The organism is Nocardia brevicatena NBRC 12119 (genome assembly GCF_000308495.1).
Taxonomy (GTDB): Bacteria; Actinomycetota; Actinomycetes; order Mycobacteriales; family Mycobacteriaceae; genus Nocardia; species Nocardia brevicatena.
Window position 1 is genome coordinate 60,576 of the sequence record NZ_BAFU01000070.1, and the last position, 16,665, is coordinate 77,240.

Genomic DNA, 16,665 nt, shown 5'->3' on the forward strand with positions numbered 1-16,665 from the left:
GATCGGACCGGTGTAGTCTATTCCTCCGCACCGGGCAGCGTGACCGCCGCTGTGTTCGGGCTGTGGCATGCTCGCCGTGATGGTTCCGAGACCTGTACGGCACGAAACGGTATCGCCACCACTGAGCCGATCATCCGATGACATCGTCGATCACACTGACAAGGAAACCGGCGACCGAGGTTTTTCCGAGCAAGCCCCCTATTCTCAATGTGGCATAAGGTAATAACCTCCCACCGGACACGATGCCCGGGCGGATGCAAGGACATTTGCAAAACCATTCAAGCGGAACCTCTGATACCAATTCCATTGCGGCGCAGGAAATTCTCCATTGCTCTCGGACCACTCGACATAGCGGTTAGACTGGGTCCAGATTGGTACCGAGTGGATTCGGCGTAGGCCGTCACCACGTTGCTCGGTCGCGGGGAATTTCGGCGTGGCAGCGTCTCGGTTTTTCGGGACGGCGTATTCGCGGCAGCGGGACGGCACCACGCCACCGCCCGGTGACTGACCACTGTTGAGGAGCGAGGATGTCCGAGAACACCGGCCCCGAGGAAACAGAAGCCGAACAGATTCCTGTCGTCTGGCCGGAGCCCAGTCGGTTGGACTCCTGGTGGCGTCGCATCATGACCGGCCCGGATTCCGGCACCGAATACAGCCGGCCCGCTCAGGTGCCACCCGGCTGACGCGGCTCGGATACCGCCCGTACCCGCTCGGCCGACGCCTCGGTGATGCCCACGATGCCGTGGGCATCACCGAGGCGTCGGCCGAACCAGCGGGATCTCTCGTGTGGTGCGCTTCTGATAATCGCCGTACACCGGATAGTCGGCGGTGATACACGGCCACAGCACGGCGCGTTCCTCCGTGGACAGCACCCGCCTCGCCATGGGCTGCCACGGTCCGTCCCGGAAGGAGACCTCCGCCCCGGGGTTGTCGCGGATATTCCAGAACCAGGCCGGATGCATCGGATCGCCGCCGCGGGAAGCGACCAGGATGCACTCCCCCACACACGATGGAGCGGTCGGCATGACCGCGTGCCGGCGTCCCGACTTGCGGCCGATGGTGACGAGCTCCAGGGAGGGCATCCCGTAGAAGTCGGCGCCCAGACGACCGCGACCGATCCGCCACAACGGCATTGGTGGCCTTCAGCGTGAAATTCGATGGCATATGGCTTTTCGCCCTCCGGTGCGCGTCGATCACCGAAGCCGACCACTCCGTTACCCGGCCGGCAGCCGAGTGGACACGGCCGGAGCTGGGCGCATGATTGCCGTGTAATGCGGGAGAATTATTGGATAGCCCAAGGAATACGAATTGTCTTCGACGAGCCGTCTTTGCTCTCACTATTGCGTGTTCACGACGGCGTTCGCCCGGACCGGAACCGCTCACGCTGACTCGTAGCGGGGCCGGAAACAATGAAGCGGCCCCGGAGAGGATGTCTCCGGGGCCGCTTTTAGTAGCGGGGACAGGATTCGAACCTGCGACCTCTGGGTTATGAGCCCAGCGAGCTACCGAGCTGCTCCACCCCGCGTCGGTGAACACAACATTACACACGGGTTCACGTCGATGGCAAATCTCCTGGTCACGACGCCTCTCGGCATCTTCCGCGAGGGTCGGTCGCCACCACGCCGCCGGCCATGAGCGATCGAGAGGCGATCACCCGGCGCGGCGCGCGACCCGAACACCGTCCAGGGCCGGGCCCGCCGGTGCACACCGGAGGCGCCCTCGGGCGAAGCGGGTGTTCGCCGATGTATTGCCGGAGTTCTGCGACGGAACTTTGTGACCCGAGTCACTATTTCGGTGTGACACCGAACATATAACGGTGTTATATACAGTCGTATTGGGTAAGCAAAAAACGATAACAACCTGCTAGGACAGAGAAGTTCGAGTCGCGGTGGGCCAAACTATCCACAGTTATCAATACGTGATCTGTCGAGATTGTTTGGTTACCTTGTTCCCAGTGGCCCGGTCAACCGTGACGGGCTCGAACCCGAACCGTCGAACACCGGCAACCCTGTCCCGCGGTTCGGATACCCCCGACATTTCCTGGGGACAGGGGCACGTGGATGTCTCACGCTGCCGGTGGGCACAGGCAGGGATTTGCCACATGAACAAGACCCGAAAGTTCAGCACTCGCGCCCTCGGTCTGACTGCCATCGCCGGGGCTCTCGTTGCCGTACCGTTCGGTCTTTCCACCACCACCGCTTCGGCCTCCTCCGGCAACTGGGACGCTGTGGCCCAGTGCGAGAGCAGCGGCAACTGGTCCACCAACACCGGTAACGGCTTCTACGGTGGCCTCCAGTTCACCCAGAGCACCTGGGAGTCCCACGGCGGCACCGGCCTGGCGAGCAACGCCAGCCGCGAAGAGCAGATCCGTGTCGCGGAGAACGTGCTCGCCAACCAGGGCCCCGGCGCCTGGCCGGTCTGCAGCCGGTACCTGTGACCCCGGCCGGCGCGCGGACGACCGACGCCCGCTGACCGCCGGACCGATCACACAGCGAACGACAGTGGCGCTGCCATCCGATCGGATGGCAGCGCCACTGTCGTTCATAGCGCCGGCGTAACCTACCGGCCGCCCGCGTCCTGATACGCCTTCACCGCGGCCTCGAGGTCGTCCAGGGCCTTGCCGAAGTCCTGGAAGTTACCCGAGCGCATGGCGGTGCGAACGGCCTCGATCTTGCGGTTCAGCTCGGCGGCCGCCGCGTCCCTGGCCGCGGAACCGGTCGACGGCGGAGTCGACGCCCCCTGCGCCGGAGGCGTGCTCCCCTGGGTCTCGGACGGGGCGGTCTCCCCCGCGGGCGCACTACCCGGCCTGGGCCTGGTGGCCGGGTCACCGCCGGACGGGGTGGCCAGCGACCCCGTACCCGGCATGACCTGGTTCAGCGCCTCCGCCAGGGTGGAGGCATAGCCGACCTTCACGCTGCCCGCCTCGTCGCGATAGCTGACCAGCACCCGCAGCAACTGCGGGAAGGTCGCCGTGTTGGGACCGGTATTGCGCTCGTTGTAGAACGGCTCGACATAGAGGATGCCACCATCGGCCACGGGCAGCGTCAGCAGATTGCCGTAGCGGATCTTGTTCGAGTTCGACAGCAGAGTCTTCTCCTGTGAGACCTGCGGCGCCGTCGTCATGGTGTTCTGTGTCTGCTGCGGACCCTGGGTCTGGGTATCCGTCGGCAGCCGCAGGATGCGGAACTTGCCGTAGCCCTCCGGGTCGGAACGCACCGAGATGTACGCCGACAGGAACTGCCGGTTGTAGCCCACCATCGCGCTGGTCAGATTGAACACCGGGCGTTCGGTCTTCGGGTCGCCCAACAGCACGTAGTACGGCGGCTGATTGGCGGTCGGGCCCTCCACCGTCGGATCCGACGGCACCGACCAGAAGGCGTTGTTGGTGAAGAACTCGCGCGGATCGTCCACGTGGTACTTCGTCATCATCTCGCGCTGCACCTTGAACAGGTCCTCCGGATAGCGGAAGTGCGCCCGCAATTCGGGACCGATCTCGCTTTCCGGTCGAACCGCGTTCGGGAACACGCCGCGCCACGCCTTCAGCACCGGGTCGGTGGGATCCACCTCGTACAGGGTCACCGTGCCGTCATAGGCGTCGACGGTGGCCTTCACCGAGTTGCGGATATAGCCGACCTCCTTACGCGGCAGCAACCGGCCGGTCCGCTGGTCGATACTGTCCTCGACCGCGCCCTCCAGCGAGGTCATCTGCGAGTACGGGTAGTGGTCCAGCGTGGTGTAGGCGTCCACGATCCAGACGATGCGGCCCTTGACCACGGCCGGATAGGCGTTGCCGTCCGCGGTCAACCAGGGCGCGACCTTCTGCACCCGCTCCCGGGGGGAGCGATTGAACAGGATCTTGGAGTTGTCACCGATGGCCGAGGAGAACAGGATGTTGCGTTCGGCGTACTTGGCCGCGAAAGCGAGCCGGTTGAACCAGTTGCCGATCGGCACGCCACCGGCGCCGGTGTAGGTGTACTGCGCAACATCGGAGTCGTATTCGCGCGGCGGCTGTCCATCGACCGAGCCCACGATGGCGTAGTCGGGGTTGGACTGTGAGATCAGCTCACCGTAGTAGATACGCGGCTGGTCGACCCCGATCTGCTGCCGGTCCTTGGGCGTGAACAGATCGCTGACCATGAAGATCGGGTAACCGGAGTCGCTGCTGCCGCCCGCCTCGGTGGGGTTCTCCGACTGCGGCCGGTTCACCCGGTTGGCCGGAGCGGCGACGAACCCGTTGCCGTGCGTGTAGACGGTGTGCTTGTTGATCCAGTCGGTCTGGTTACCGGTGAGCGAGGCCGGGGACAGTTCCCGGGCGCCGACAATGAAGTCCTGGATCTGGCCGTTGAGCTCGTAGCGGTCGATATCCAACTGCTCCGGGAAGCCGTAGAAGTTCTTCAGCTGGCGCAACTGGGTGAACGTCGGGGAGAGAATGTTCGGATCGAGCAGCCGGGCATTGGCGATGGTGGCGTGGTCGGCCGGGACATCCCTCGGGTCCTTGCTGCTCTCACCCTGGTAGTCGATGTACTCGATCTTGTCCGGGGTGATGCCGTAGGCGTGCCGGGTGGCGGCGATATTCCGCTCGATGTACTCGCGCTCCTTCTGCGCGGCGTTCGGGCGCACCGAGAACTGCTCCACCACCAGCGGCCACACCGCGCCGACCAGCACCGACGAGAGCACCAGCAGGGCCGCCGCCATAGCGGGCACACGCAGATCGCGCAGCACGATACCGGCGAAGAAGGCCAGCGCACAGATAACCGCGATGGCCAACAGGATCAACTTGGCCGGCAGTACCGCGTTGATATCGGTATACGAACCGCCGTTGAAGGTGGGCTCCTTACGGCTGCTCATCAGCAGTTCGTACCGGTCGAACCAGTACGCGACGGCCTTCAGCAGGACGAACAGCCCGGCCAGCACGGCGAGTTGGATCCGGGCCGGAGTGGTGAGAACGCCTTCCTTACCGGTCAGCCGCAGACCACCGAAGACGTAATGCGTCACCAGATTCGCGAAGAAGGCGATCACCACGGCGACGAACAGCCAGTTCAGCACCATCCGATAGAACGGCAGGTCAAAGGCGTAGAACCCGACGTCGAGGTTGAACTGGGGATCCCGCTGCCCGAACGAACCGCCGTGCAGGAACAGCTGCACGGTGACCCATCCGGCCTGGGCGACCAGACCGGACAGCACCCCTACCAGCACCGGAATACCCAGGCCGAACAGTCTCAGCCGGGCCATCACCGTGGTGCGGTAGCGGGCGATGGGGTCGTTGGGTCCCGCGGTGGGTACGAATACCGGCCGAGTCCGGTAGGCCAGCAGCAGCGCCGCCCAGACCACGCCCCCCACCAGCAGTGCCACGACCAGGAAGGTCAGGACTCGGGTCCACAGCACGGTCAGATAGACCTCGCGGAATCCGACCTCACCGAACCACAGCCAGTTGGTGTACGTATCGACGAACCGGGGTCCCACTAGCAGTAGGGCCGCCAGCGCGACGGCCAGCACCAGCAGCAGGCGGCTGCGTCGGGACAGCGATGGTAAGCCGGTGGGGGGCCGCATGCCCACGATGCCACTCTCCAGGGTCCTGGCGACGCCGGGACCGGTGGTCTCACCGGACCGGCGCCGCAGTCCGTAACTTTTGCGGTCGGTCCGTGTGGACCGTCTGCACGCCACTCTAGTGAAATCGGACACCGAAGCCGGCGCAGGGTTGGAGCGGTGTTCGATCACGCCACCCGGCGGCGGCGCTGTCGGGGCCCTCACGACCCCGACTATTCACCTCTCTCCGCGAATCCGCCGATGCGAATCCACCCCGGCCGGTCCGGACTCGGGGCGGGCTCCGCCCACACGTTTTCACGGATGCGAGGATGGACGGGTGAGTTCCGATCTGCATGCCGAAGTTGTCCTCGCACACTCCGTCCGGGAGGTGGCGGAATTCGTGGACGCCGAGGGCTGGGGCTCGGCCCCGCAGATGTTCGCGCTGGTGCCGACAGCGGAGCTGATCGCCGTCGAACCGGGGCTCATCGACCAGGTCGACACGGCCGACGAGTTCACCCCGGTGGCGCAAGAACTGCCCGAGGAGGTGTCCGCCGGATCGGTGGCCCTGGACGAGTTCCTGGCCACCACCAGCTGGCCGCCCACGGTGGCCGGGTGCGTACTGGTCCAGGAGATCGTGGTCCTGCCGCCGGACGCGGAGGACGACCTCGACGCGGCACTCACCCCGCTGCTGGCCGATACGGCGGCCGCGGACGCCGCCGGGCGGGCGGCGGCGCAGGCGCATCCGCGGCGGCGGGACGCCCGCCTGTTCGCCGCCGCGCTGCGCTCGGGGAAGACCCTGTGCCTGCTACAGCTGCGTCCGGAAGCGGACGAGGACGGTGATCTGGAGCTGCGCACCCACCCCGATCTCGCGCCTAACCTGGTCGAGGCACTGCGCCATACCCTGGACCAGCCGGCCGGCTAATCCCGGCGCGGGCTTATAACAGGCCGCGGTGGGCGCAGCGGTACGACCCGGACCACCGCGGACACCGCACCCGGCCCACCGTCTACATCCGACACGACCCGACCCGCCAGGGACACAACAGCCGCGACGAGTCGGCGCACCGGCAATACCCGGCACGACCCGACCCCCACGCGCACAGCACGCGGCACGAGTCGGCGTGCCGTGTACGCGACGCGCACCGCCCGACCGACAATGCCCGTGCCGCACGCTCCGGCACTCGCGACACGGTCGGCCGGGTGCCCGGCACGGCCTCAGCCGGCGGCGCAGCTCGGTGCCGCCCGCCCGGCCTCGATATCGTTCAGCGACTGCACCGCACCGGCGAGATTCTCCACCTTCACCAGCTGCAACCCCTCGGGGATGCGCTGCCGGGCCTCGTTGCAGTTGGCCGCGGGGACGAGGAAGACCTCCGCCCCCGCCTCCCGCGCGGCCATCATCTTGTACTGGATCCCACCGATCGGACCGACCTCGCCGTCGTCGTCGATGCTGCCGGTACCGGCGACGAACCGGCCACCGTCCAGTTCCCCGGGGGTGAGCTTGTCGATCAACGCCAGACTGAACATCAGCCCAGCCGACGGGCCGCCGATATCGGCGAGATTGAAGGCGACACGCATGGGCGGGCGGGCGCCTTCGGCCGGGATCACGCCCATATACCCCTTGGCGGGATCATCGGGACGGGAAGCGAGCGTGACGGTGGCCGTCTGCTCGGTGTTGTCCCGACGGAACACCACGGTCAGCGGGCTGCCCGGCGCCTGTCCGGACACCGCGGCCACCACATCCTGGGACGTGGTCACCGGGGTGCCGTTGACGGCGACGAATTCGTCGCCGGGATGGAGCACGTCCTTGGCCGGACCGTTCTCGGTCACCTCACGCACCAGCACCGCCGTGGGCAGGTTCAGGTGACGCAGCGCCGCGACCTCGGCATTGCTTTCGGAGTTCTCGAACTCCTGCTGGTTGGACTGATCGATTTCCTCCCGCGACACGCCGGGCGGGTACACCTCGGCCCGGGGTACCAGTCCGTGTCGACCGCTGATCCAGAAACCGAGGGCCTCGAAGATGGTGAGCCCGTCGCGCACCGCGACGGTGGTCATGTTCAGATTGCCGGTCGTCGGATCGACCTCGGTGCCGGAGACCTCGACGACCTTCTTGCCCTCCACCTCCCCCAGGGTGTTGAAGGTGGGCCCGGGTCCGAGGGCGACGAACGGCACGCTGAACGTGCTGCCGACAACACCGAGGATGAGTACCGGGATCAGCGCGGCCAGCAGTGTGAGGATCCGACGATTCACCCGGCCAACAGTAGCGACCGACGGCGCCGACGCACGTCAGTGGCGTGCCCCGGCGCGTACGGTGTCGAGTGGACAGTGGCTTCGTGCGGTCCGAACGGCCTCAGGCCAGACTGGTGAGTGCCTTCTTGACCTCGGCCAACGACGGATTGGTCGCGGTCGAACCGTCGCGGAATTCGACGGTGGGGACCACGTGGTTGCCGCCGTTGACGCTGCCGACGAACTCCGCCGAGGCGGGGTCCTGCTCGATATCGATCTCGGCATAGCTGATCCCGGCCTCCTGCAGCTGGGTCTTCAGCCTGCGGCAGTAGCCGCACCAGGTGGTCGAGTACATGATCAGGTCAGGTGTCGCATCGGTCACGCAGGAAGCAACACCGGTGATGGCGTTCCTGTTCCGTTGCCCGGCTGTGACAGCGAACTCGGCGCGTTTTATGGGAACGCATTCGTGCGTTCGCTCGGTGTGGGTGGTGTCGGCGGTCGCTGTCATGATGGTGGCCGTGCCCGCACTCGACCTCACCGCCCTGGATCCCGAGCAGGCGGCCGCCGTCCGCGCGCCCCGCGGACCGGTGTGTGTGCTCGCCGGGGCGGGCACAGGCAAGACCAGGACCATCACCCATCGCATCGCGTATCTGGTGTCGGCCGGGCAGGTGCGCGCCGACCAGGTCTTGGCCGTCACGTTCACTGCGCGCGCGGCGGGTGAACTGCGCGGCCGGCTGCGCGCACTCGGCCTCGGCGGTGCGGCGCATACGGTGCAGGCCCGCACCTTTCACGCCGCGGCACTGCGGCAGCTGAGGTATTTCTGGCCGCAGGTGGTCGGCGAGGTGCCGTGGCGGGTGCTCGACAGCAAGTTCGCGGTGGTCGCCAAGGCCGCGGATCGGATCGGTATGGGAAGTGCCACCGAAGACGTGCGCGATCTGCTGGGCGAGATCGAATGGGCCAAATCCTCGCTGGTGGCGCCCGAGGACTACCTCGCGGCGGTCACGGCACGACGGCGCGACACCCCTGGGGACGCGGCGCGGATCGCGGAGGTCTACGAGGCCTACGAAGCACTCAAGACCACCCCCGAGGGCCTGCTGTTGGACTTCGACGACCTGCTACTGCACACCGCCGCCGCATTGGAGGACTATCCGGCCGTCGCCGACGAATTCCGCGGGCGCTACCGCAGTTTCGTCGTCGACGAATACCAGGACGTCACCCCGTTGCAGCAGCGGGTGCTCAACGCCTGGCTGGGCGATCGCGATGATCTCACCGTCGTCGGCGACGCCAATCAGACGATCTACTCGTTCACCGGCGCCACACCCCGCTACCTGCTCGATTTCTCCCGGCGCTTCCCGGACTCCACCGTCGTACGGCTGGAACGCGACTACCGGTCCACGCCGCAGGTGGTATCGCTGGCCAACCGGGTGATTGGGATGGCCACGGGCCGGATCGCCGGTACCAGGCTGCAATTGATCGGTCAGCGTGCGGACGGCCCAGAGCCGGAATTCGCCGAGTACCCCGATGTCACCGCCGAGGCCGCGGCCGTGGCCCGCGCCATCGGGAAACTGATCGCCGACGGGGTCGCGGCAGCGGAGATCGCGGTGCTGTACCGGATCAACGCCCAGTCCGAAGCCTATGAGCAGGCACTGACCGAACAAGGGATCCCGTATCAGGTGCGCGGCGGAGAGGGGTTCTTCGCCCGGCCGGAGGTGCGCCAGGCCGTCCAGCAACTACACCGCACCGCCGCCCGCGACGATCTACCGGACCCGTCCCGCACCGGAGCGGCTCTGATCACCCTGATGCGCGCCGCACTCGCCCCGCTCGGCCTCACCACCGCCGAGCCCACGGGGACGCAGGCCCGGGAACGGTGGTCCTCGCTGACCGCGCTGGTGCGGTTGACCGAGGAACTCGTCGAACACGAACCGGGGCTGGACCTGTCCGGTCTGCTGCGGGAACTCACCGCCCGGGCCGAGTCCCGGCATCCGCCGACCGTACAGGGGGTGACCCTGGCCTCACTACACGCGGCCAAGGGCCTGGAATGGGACGCGGTGTTCCTGGTCGGCCTCGCCGACGGCACGCTGCCGATCGCGTATGTGCTGGCCGATGACGGTTCGGTCGCCGATCCGGCCGCGCTGGAAGAGGAACGTCGGCTGCTCTACGTGGGGGTGACCCGGGCCCGGGTGCATCTGCGGCTGTCCTGGGCGCTGTCCCGCGGAGCGGGCGACCGGCGCACTCGCAGACGTTCCCGCTTTCTGGCCGGACTGGTACCGGAGGATTCACCGGCCTCGCGGATCGCGGCCGCTTCGCCACGTCCGGCGGGCGATCGGGTCCGTCCGACCTGCCGGATCTGCGCGAAACCACTGATCGGCACCTACGCGACCATGCTCGGGCGGTGCCGCCGATGTCCGGCGGAACTCGACGAGGAACTGCTGGCGACACTGCGTGAGTGGCGAGACGAGAAAGCGGCCGAACAGCGGGTGCGGGAGTTCAGCGTGTTCACCGACACCACCCTCACCGCGATCGCCGAACAACTCCCCGTCGACGACAATGCGCTGGCTGCCATTCCCGGGATCGGGCCACGCAAGATCGAACAGTACGGCGCCCAAGTGCTGGCGATCGTTGCCTCCCGGATCCGGGCGACAATACGAAACCGCAGGTAGAAAATAGGTTGTCGAGTTGTCGGCAACCGCCTATGGTGGAAAACGCGCTCGGGAGGGCACTTCTACGCGCACAGTTCAACTACTGATTACGAGTATCGGAGGGAGGCGGACGATGAACGGCAGCACGGCTATCCACGCGATGTGCGGTGTCTTGCACCTGCCCGTGTCGGCTGCTTCCCGGGGGGTCCTCGCCATGCAGGGGACCGGTCTGTCCCGCACCGGATTCGGTGAGCCCACGGGCAAAGCTGCCTTTGTTGCCCAGGTGTATGCACCCATCGCACTGCAGGACAAGCCCAACGCGGACTGGCATCCCACCTTTGCCCCGGCAACGGTCGGAATTTCCTCCGTCGAGAGTGCCGACGTGGCCCTCGACCCGGCGGAACGCCTCCGCAATGCCGACCAAGCGACCGTGAACAGGCGGCCCAGATGCCGACCTAGGTAGGGAGATATCCCACCTCCTGGCCACGGATCGCCCCGAAAGCGAAACCGTGGCCAGAATTGTTCTTCCGGCCTTCAGCCACCCGGCACCGGTTTCGCGGAACGACACCGAACCGCTGCAACGAGCTGAAGGAGAACGACGTGATCACCGCCCAGAGTCGGCCGCAGGCCGCTGCTGACGTGGCACGCCGAACTGTCGCAACGATTTCCACCGACCGGGTGATCGCCACCACCCTGCCCTGCCGGGCGGGCGACCCTGATCTGTGGTTCGCCGAGAGCCCGGCCCAGCTGGAGCAGGCCAAGGCGCTGTGCGCATCTTGCCCGATCCGCAAGGGTTGCCTGAGCGCCGCCATCGATCGGCGCGAACCATGGGGTGTGTGGGGTGGCGAGATCTTCGATCAGGGGGTCGTGATCGCCCGCAAGCGCCCGCGTGGCCGGCCACGCAAGGTCGCGAGCTGCGTCTGAAGGGACGTAGGATGCCGACATCGCGGACGAGCCGCTCATCTCATCCTGGCGAGGTGAGCGGCTCGTCCTGCTTCGTGATTCGGTTGTACCGCAAGGAGTTTCGATGAACGCGCGTGCCGGTCAGGCGCTGTCGCGCTCCTCCCGGAAGCCCGGCAGCCAGGCGGCCGCCAACTGGATGAACGGCACCTCGGCGTCGAGCTGGGCGCAGATCCCGATGGAACCCCCGAGCACCCGGAAGATCATCACGTATTCGGCGGGCAGCATCAGGGCCCGCGCGGTCTTCATCTCCGGCGACGAGTAATCAGTGGCCTTCCCGGCGACCCGTTGCATCCATTTGCGGGTGAAACGGAACGAGTCCGAGCGGATCGGATCGGTGAACGGACGCAGATAGTCCTCGATCTCCTGCTCGGTGATCGTCCTCCCCGGAATCACCCAGCCGTTCTCGTGCAGCAGTTCGGTGAGGTCGGCGTAATCCTCCAGTACCGCCAGAGCGAGAATCCGGCCCAGCTGTTCCGGGAACCCGTTCGGCAGCGGGGCACAGGCGCCGAAATCGATGACGGCCAGCTTGCCTTCCGGGGTGATCATGAAATTGCCCGGATGCGGGTCGGCGTGCAGCAGCCCGACGGTCTCCGGCGCGGAGAAATGGAAACGGCTCATCAGTGCGGCCACCCAGTTGCGCAGCACGCGAGTCCCCTCCGGATCGGCCTCGCCGGCGGAGATGACCGCGGAAACCGGTGTGCCTTCGAGCCATTCGCTGACGAGCACCTTCGGCGCGCCGGCCACGACCTTGGGAATCACGAACTCCGGATGCCCGTCGTAGGCCTTGGCGAAGGCCCGTTGGTTTCTGGCCTCGTTCCGGTAGTCCAACTCCTCTTCGGTGCGTTCGGTGATCTCGGCGAGCAATGGTTTGACATCGGCACCGGGTATCACCTTGGTGAACAAACCCGTCATCCGGTTGAGCGTTCTGAGATCGGCGCGCAGCGCCTCGTCCGCGCCGGGGTACTGCACCTTCACCGCGACCGGACGGCCGTCCGACCATACCGCCTTGTGCACCTGGCCGATACTGGCAGAGGCGGCCGGTGTGTCATCGAAGGACGCGAAACGCTCCCGCCACTGGGTGCCGAGCTGGTGGTCGAGCACCTTGTGCACCGTCGCGGCGGGCATGGGCGGCGCGGCGGCCTGCAATTTGGTGAGGGCCTCGCGATAGTGCTCGCCGAACTCCTCCGGAACGGCCGCCTCCATCACACTGAGCGCCTGGCCGAACTTCATCGCGCCGCCCTTGAGTTCACCGAGCACGGTGAACAGTTGCTCGGCAGCCTTCTGATTCAGGTCGGCACTGACCTCGTCACGGTCCCTGCCCGCAAGCCTCTTACCGAACCCGACAGCCGCCCGGCCGGCGATGCCGAGAGGAATCTTGGCTAACTTCGCATTGCGGGAAGCGGAACGGCGCACGATCTCAGACACTCCCCCATCATGGCGGAGACACCCTGAGGGTCGCCATGAAAATCCCCGTGATAATCAGAACTGAAGCGTCAGTTGTGATACCCATCACGGGCCTTTTCGACTTTCGGCGAGAGACATCCGCAGCCGGCGTGTGGCCGCCAGCGCCGATGGTCGAGACGATACGAATCGAGATCCAGCTCGAGGGTGCCACCCAGGGTGGCGGGCTCCCGGCGCGCCGAACACGCCAGGATAATCTCCAGTTCCCCGAGAGCCAGCGCGGCCGTGGCTGCGATACCCGCGGGGCCGGCATGGCCCACCCGTCCCAATAGCTGCGCGGCCAGAATGGGCCATTCGGTGTCACGATCGCGCCGAACCAGATCCGCGCAACGCAAACAGCTCGTACGGCCGGGCAAGACCAGCGGGCCGACCACGCCTTTACCGTCGCGGAGCCGTACCGGCAAATGCGCGATACGCCCTCGGGTCAGCCGGTGCACCAGCAGGGGATCGGGTACCAGCGTATCGGCCAGTATCACCAGATCCGAGGTCCGGGAGGGGACCTGGAGATCGCCGCCACGCGAGCGCTCCGGACGGACACCGAAACCGCGCAGCCCGGCGGCGATCGCGTCGGACAGCGGGCCGAGACCGTGCACCCGGATCGAGCGGATCCGGCCGGCCGGTCGCTCCGGATGCAGCAGCAAACCCTTGGCGTCGATGGCGCCGAGCAGGGCGAGGGCCTGGTCCGGCACGAGACCGTGATCCCCCGCCCGCCAGACGATCTGCGCGCGGGTGTTCAGCCCGTCCAACAGCCGGAGGAAGGCGACCACCTGTTCGGGGCGCAAACCGGGGGTTTCGAGGAGTAGCGCGGTTTCGGGATCCCATCCCAACTGCACCACACCGGAGGGGCGCGTGAGGATCATCACCCGGGGATGCAGCATCGGGCCACGTTGGCGAGTTGTCGTCATGACAGCAGTATGTGCGTGTACGGCCGCATCGACATCGCCGAAAACCGCTGTTGTCCAGCGGTTTCACCCGTTATCCACAGGGTCGGTGCGTCGCGTGGATACCGTCACGCGGTGGCTGTCGCCCACGAAACCGAGACACGGACAGCGTGTCCCGCACCCGGCGGCGTGGCCTACGGGGGACGAATCACCGCAGGGCCTGCAGCGGAGATCCGAGACCGTTCACATCCGGTGAGCGGTGACGGGCCCACCGACACCCGCGGCGGCCACCCCTACTTGTCGGTCTCCGCTTCGCCGGGTCGCCCGCCGTCCCCGTCCGCGTCGTGCGGCTCCCGCTTCGGCCGCTCGGTTCCCTCCGCGTCGGCTTCCGCCCGACTCGCCTCGTCGCGTTCCCGGGCCTCGGTGGCGGCCAACTGGGCGAGCGGATCGTCGAAGGCGGCGGTACCCCCGCCGACCACGCAGTCGATGAAACCGGCCGGGGAATCCAGATCGGCGGAGTCCGGCAGCAGGTCGGGATGCGCCCAGACACCGTCGCGGACAGCCGTACCGGCCCCCTCGGTCAGACGCTGCCACAGAGCGGCGGCCTCGCGCAGTTTCCGGGGACGCAACTCCAGGCCGACCAGGGTGGCGAAGGTCTGTTCCGCGGGCCCACCGGTCGCGCGCCGCCGGCGCAGCGTCTCGGCCAGCGCCCCGGCGCCGGGCAGCCGTTCGCCCACCGCGGCGGCGACCACCACCTGCACCCAGCCCTCGATCAGGGCGAGCAGGGTCTCCAGCCGTTCCAGGGCCTGTTTCTGCTCCGGGGTGGTCTGGGGTTCGAAGGCGCCCTGGGACAGGATCTCCTCGAGTTTGCTCGGATCCGTCAACGCCATCGGGTCGATGTTCTGCGCGGCCTCCTCGAGCGCGGAGAAGTCCATCTTGATACCGCGGGCGTAGTCCTCCACCGCGCCGAGCACCTGCTGACGCAGCCACGGCACATGCGCGAACAGCCGCTGGTGTGCCATTTCGCGCGCGGCGAGGAACACCATGATCTCGCTCTCCGGCTGTTCCAGCCCCTCGCTGAACTTCGAGATCGCGGTGGGCAGCAGCGCCGCGGTGCCCACCGGACCCAGCGGCAGTCCGATATCGGTACCGGTCAGGACCTCTTTCGCCAGCTGCCCGAGGGCCTGACCGAGCTGGGAGCCGAAGGCCAGCCCGCCCATCTGCCCGAGCATCCCCATCATGGGGGCGGCGAACTCGCGCGCCTCCTCCGGCATGGTGGCGGTCCACATACCCGAAACCTGCTGGGCAACCGGATCACAGAGCCGCTGCCAGGTCGGCAGGGTCTCCTCGATCCAGTCGTTGGCCGTCCAGGCCACCGTTCTCGTCGCGCCCGCCGGGAACGTGGTCGCCTCGTCCAACCACAGTTCGGCCAGGCGGGCGGCATCGACGATGGCACGGGAGGCACCGGCGGACACCGGCGGAACGGTCGAACCGAGCTGCTGACGCGCCAACCGCTTGGCCACGTCGTAGTTGACCGGCCCGGACTTGGCGCCGGTACCGGCCATCCCCTGGCCCATACCACTGAGCATCTGCCCGAGCGAGGTCAACATCTGTCCCAGCGCCGCCGGGTCGAAACCGGCGGCACCGAAACCGAACGGGTCGTTACCGCGACCGCCCGGTTTGTCACCGCGACCGGAATCGTTGTCGTCCTGGTTGCCGAAACCGAACGGAATATCACTCATGCTGTGTCCTTTCGCGGCATGACCGGGCGCCCTCCGTGGTCACGCTCCGCTACCGCCTCCGGGCCCTGACCGCTCATGCCGTGTCCTTTCGTGGCATGATCGGGCGCCGACCGGTCATCCCCGTGGCACTCGTCCGTGCCGCGACCGCTGCACCGCCGGGGACGCGGCGGTGGCCGGGGAGAGCGTGCGCGCTGTCGGAAACAGCCGCCGCTTCGTGAAGCTGCATAAAGCCCATAGTAGGCGCGTCGCGGATACCGGAGCCGCTCACCGGAGGCCGCTTCGCGCTGGGTGAACAGACGGGCCCGACGACTGTGGGCCGGCGCACATCACGCGGCGGCCCAGGATTCCACAATGGTGCGCGCGATGGATATCGAACCCGGCAGCAGCAGCTCCGGCCCGGAATCCGACCGCGCCGACCAGTCCCCCGCGGCCAGCGCCGCGCGCACCTGCTCACGGGTGAACCAGTGCGCTTCGGCGATCTCGCCGTCGGAGAATTCGAGCGGCTGCCCGGGGTCGGCGACGGCACAGAAGCCGAGCATGAGCGAACGCGGGAACGGCCACGGCTGGCTGCCCAGATACCGGATCTCGCGCACGTCGAGGCCGACTTCTTCACGTATCTCACGCGCCACACACCGCTCCAGCGATTCACCCGCCTCCACGAAACCGGCGAGCAGCGAGAACAGCGTGGCCGGCCAGTTGTGCTGACGGGCCAACAACACCCGGTCGGCACCGTCGTGTACCAGGCAGATCACCGCGGGGTCGATCCGGGGGAACTCCTCGTCCCCGGTTTCGGTGGTCCGCGACCATCCACCCCTCGACACGATCGTGGGCGTGCCGTCGGCGGCGTGGTAGACGGCCTTGTCGTGCCAGTTCAGCAGGGCCAGCGCCGAGGACAGGGCGTGGGCGGTGAAATCGTCGATGGCATCGGCCAGAGCCCGCAGGTCACGCAGTGTGCCGGTGAGCTCGTTGTCGCGGACCGCCCACAGGTGCGCCCCCTCGGCGATACCGAGGAAAACCGCGTCCGGGCTGGGCTCGGCGGACAGTTCGATCGCCGGTCCCCACACCAGTGCCCCGTCTTCGAACCGCGCCTGCCCGCGGCGGTTGACCCGCAGCAACCGGGCCGAGGACCAGCCTTCTTTCAACGCCTGCGGCTCGGCGCGCACCGTTTCGGCGCGGTCGATCACCGAACGGGAGAGCAGAGGAATGTGGAGCAGCTCGAAAACCGACACGCAT

At 67.2% G+C, this 16,665-nt stretch carries 13 protein-coding genes and 1 tRNA gene; 5 read left to right on the forward strand and 9 right to left on the reverse strand.

The features are described from left to right. Nucleotides 1-527 precede the first annotated feature (527 nt). On the forward strand, nucleotides 528-683 hold the full coding sequence (locus tag ON20_RS37425; protein ID WP_169332358.1) for a hypothetical protein: 156 nt from the start codon (nucleotides 528-530) through the stop codon (nucleotides 681-683). Between the two features lie 66 nt (nucleotides 684-749). On the opposite strand, the gene ON20_RS19355 is transcribed toward ON20_RS37425, so the two are convergent. Together ON20_RS19355 and ON20_RS19360 are read right to left on the reverse strand one after the other, a co-directional pair. After that, on the reverse strand, nucleotides 750-1,133 hold the full coding sequence (locus ON20_RS19355; RefSeq protein WP_040837423.1) for a nitroreductase/quinone reductase family protein: 384 nt from the start codon (nucleotides 1,131-1,133) through the stop codon (nucleotides 750-752). 318 nt (nucleotides 1,134-1,451) lie between these two features. Continuing rightward, nucleotides 1,452-1,525 (reverse strand) — tRNA-Met (locus tag ON20_RS19360). 576 nt (nucleotides 1,526-2,101) lie between these two features. Between ON20_RS19360 and ON20_RS19365 the strand changes: the two genes are divergently transcribed. Next, on the forward strand, nucleotides 2,102-2,437 hold the full coding sequence (locus ON20_RS19365; RefSeq protein ID WP_040837425.1) for a transglycosylase family protein: 336 nt from the start codon (nucleotides 2,102-2,104) through the stop codon (nucleotides 2,435-2,437). A gap of 122 nt (nucleotides 2,438-2,559) precedes the next feature. On the opposite strand, the gene ON20_RS19370 is transcribed toward ON20_RS19365, so the two are convergent. Then, nucleotides 2,560-5,556 carry a UPF0182 family protein gene (locus ON20_RS19370; protein ID WP_040837740.1) on the reverse strand — a complete coding sequence of 999 codons (2,997 nt, stop codon included), beginning with the start codon at nucleotides 5,554-5,556 and terminating at the stop codon, nucleotides 2,560-2,562. A 307-nt stretch (nucleotides 5,557-5,863) separates the two neighbouring features. On the opposite strand from ON20_RS19370, the gene ON20_RS19375 reads away from it, so the two are divergent. Further along, nucleotides 5,864-6,448 carry a PPA1309 family protein gene (locus ON20_RS19375; protein ID WP_040837426.1) on the forward strand — a complete coding sequence of 195 codons (585 nt, stop codon included), beginning with the start codon at nucleotides 5,864-5,866 and terminating at the stop codon, nucleotides 6,446-6,448. Between the two features lie 290 nt (nucleotides 6,449-6,738). Here the strand turns inward: ON20_RS19375 and ON20_RS19380 are convergent, their stop codons facing one another. Both ON20_RS19380 and ON20_RS19385 read right to left on the reverse strand, forming a co-directional pair. After that, nucleotides 6,739-7,770 carry a YlbL family protein gene (locus tag ON20_RS19380; RefSeq protein ID WP_040837427.1) on the reverse strand — a complete coding sequence of 344 codons (1,032 nt, stop codon included), beginning with the start codon at nucleotides 7,768-7,770 and terminating at the stop codon, nucleotides 6,739-6,741. A gap of 100 nt (nucleotides 7,771-7,870) precedes the next feature. Then, nucleotides 7,871-8,101 (reverse strand): mycoredoxin, encoded by a 231-nt coding sequence (locus ON20_RS19385; RefSeq protein ID WP_083865093.1) that lies wholly within the window; start codon nucleotides 8,099-8,101, stop codon nucleotides 7,871-7,873. A 151-nt stretch (nucleotides 8,102-8,252) separates the two neighbouring features. Between ON20_RS19385 and ON20_RS19390 the strand changes: the two genes are divergently transcribed. Both ON20_RS19390 and ON20_RS19400 read left to right on the forward strand, forming a co-directional pair. Next, nucleotides 8,253-10,406 (forward strand): ATP-dependent DNA helicase UvrD2, encoded by a 2,154-nt coding sequence (locus tag ON20_RS19390; RefSeq protein WP_051162937.1) that lies wholly within the window; start codon nucleotides 8,253-8,255, stop codon nucleotides 10,404-10,406. Nucleotides 10,407-11,024: 618 nt separating this feature from the next. Further along, complete coding sequence (locus ON20_RS19400) at nucleotides 11,025-11,309, forward strand: WhiB family transcriptional regulator (protein ID WP_051162939.1); 285 nt, start codon at nucleotides 11,025-11,027, stop codon at nucleotides 11,307-11,309. A 120-nt stretch (nucleotides 11,310-11,429) separates the two neighbouring features. Here ON20_RS19400 and ON20_RS19405 read toward each other — a convergent pair whose 3' ends face one another. The 4 genes from ON20_RS19405 to nudC all read right to left on the reverse strand — a co-directional run bounded on the left by ON20_RS19405 (nucleotide 11,430) and on the right by nudC (nucleotide 16,661). Continuing rightward, nucleotides 11,430-12,773 carry an ABC1 kinase family protein gene (locus tag ON20_RS19405; RefSeq protein ID WP_040837429.1) on the reverse strand — a complete coding sequence of 448 codons (1,344 nt, stop codon included), beginning with the start codon at nucleotides 12,771-12,773 and terminating at the stop codon, nucleotides 11,430-11,432. A 68-nt stretch (nucleotides 12,774-12,841) separates the two neighbouring features. Beyond that, a complete protein-coding gene (locus ON20_RS19410) occupies nucleotides 12,842-13,714 on the reverse strand; it encodes a TOMM precursor leader peptide-binding protein (RefSeq protein ID WP_040837430.1) in 873 nt (290 codons plus the stop codon). 269 nt (nucleotides 13,715-13,983) lie between these two features. Further along, a complete protein-coding gene (locus tag ON20_RS19415; RefSeq protein ID WP_040837431.1) occupies nucleotides 13,984-15,432 on the reverse strand; it encodes a zinc-dependent metalloprotease in 1,449 nt (482 codons plus the stop codon). Between the two features lie 326 nt (nucleotides 15,433-15,758). Continuing rightward, complete coding sequence (gene nudC, locus ON20_RS19420; RefSeq protein ID WP_040837433.1) at nucleotides 15,759-16,661, reverse strand: NAD(+) diphosphatase; 903 nt, start codon at nucleotides 16,659-16,661, stop codon at nucleotides 15,759-15,761. Between the last annotated feature and the right edge of the window lie 4 nt (nucleotides 16,662-16,665).

What these genes read in the sequence shown, in the direction of transcription:
- ON20_RS19415 (WP_040837431.1), bottom strand. Translation starts at nt 15,432, where the DNA reads ATGAGTGATATTCCGTTCGGTTTCGGCAACCAGGACGACAACGATTCC.
- ON20_RS19355 (WP_040837423.1), bottom strand. Translation starts at nt 1,133, where the DNA reads ATGCCGTTGTGGCGGATCGGTCGCGGTCGTCTGGGCGCCGACTTCTAC.
- ON20_RS37425 (WP_169332358.1), top strand. Translation starts at nt 528, where the DNA reads ATGTCCGAGAACACCGGCCCCGAGGAAACAGAAGCCGAACAGATTCCT.
- ON20_RS19365 (WP_040837425.1), top strand. Translation starts at nt 2,102, where the DNA reads ATGAACAAGACCCGAAAGTTCAGCACTCGCGCCCTCGGTCTGACTGCC.
- ON20_RS19390 (WP_051162937.1), top strand. Translation starts at nt 8,253, where the DNA reads ATGATGGTGGCCGTGCCCGCACTCGACCTCACCGCCCTGGATCCCGAG.
- ON20_RS19410 (WP_040837430.1), bottom strand. Translation starts at nt 13,714, where the DNA reads ATGACGACAACTCGCCAACGTGGCCCGATGCTGCATCCCCGGGTGATG.
- ON20_RS19385 (WP_083865093.1), bottom strand. Translation starts at nt 8,101, where the DNA reads ATGTACTCGACCACCTGGTGCGGCTACTGCCGCAGGCTGAAGACCCAG.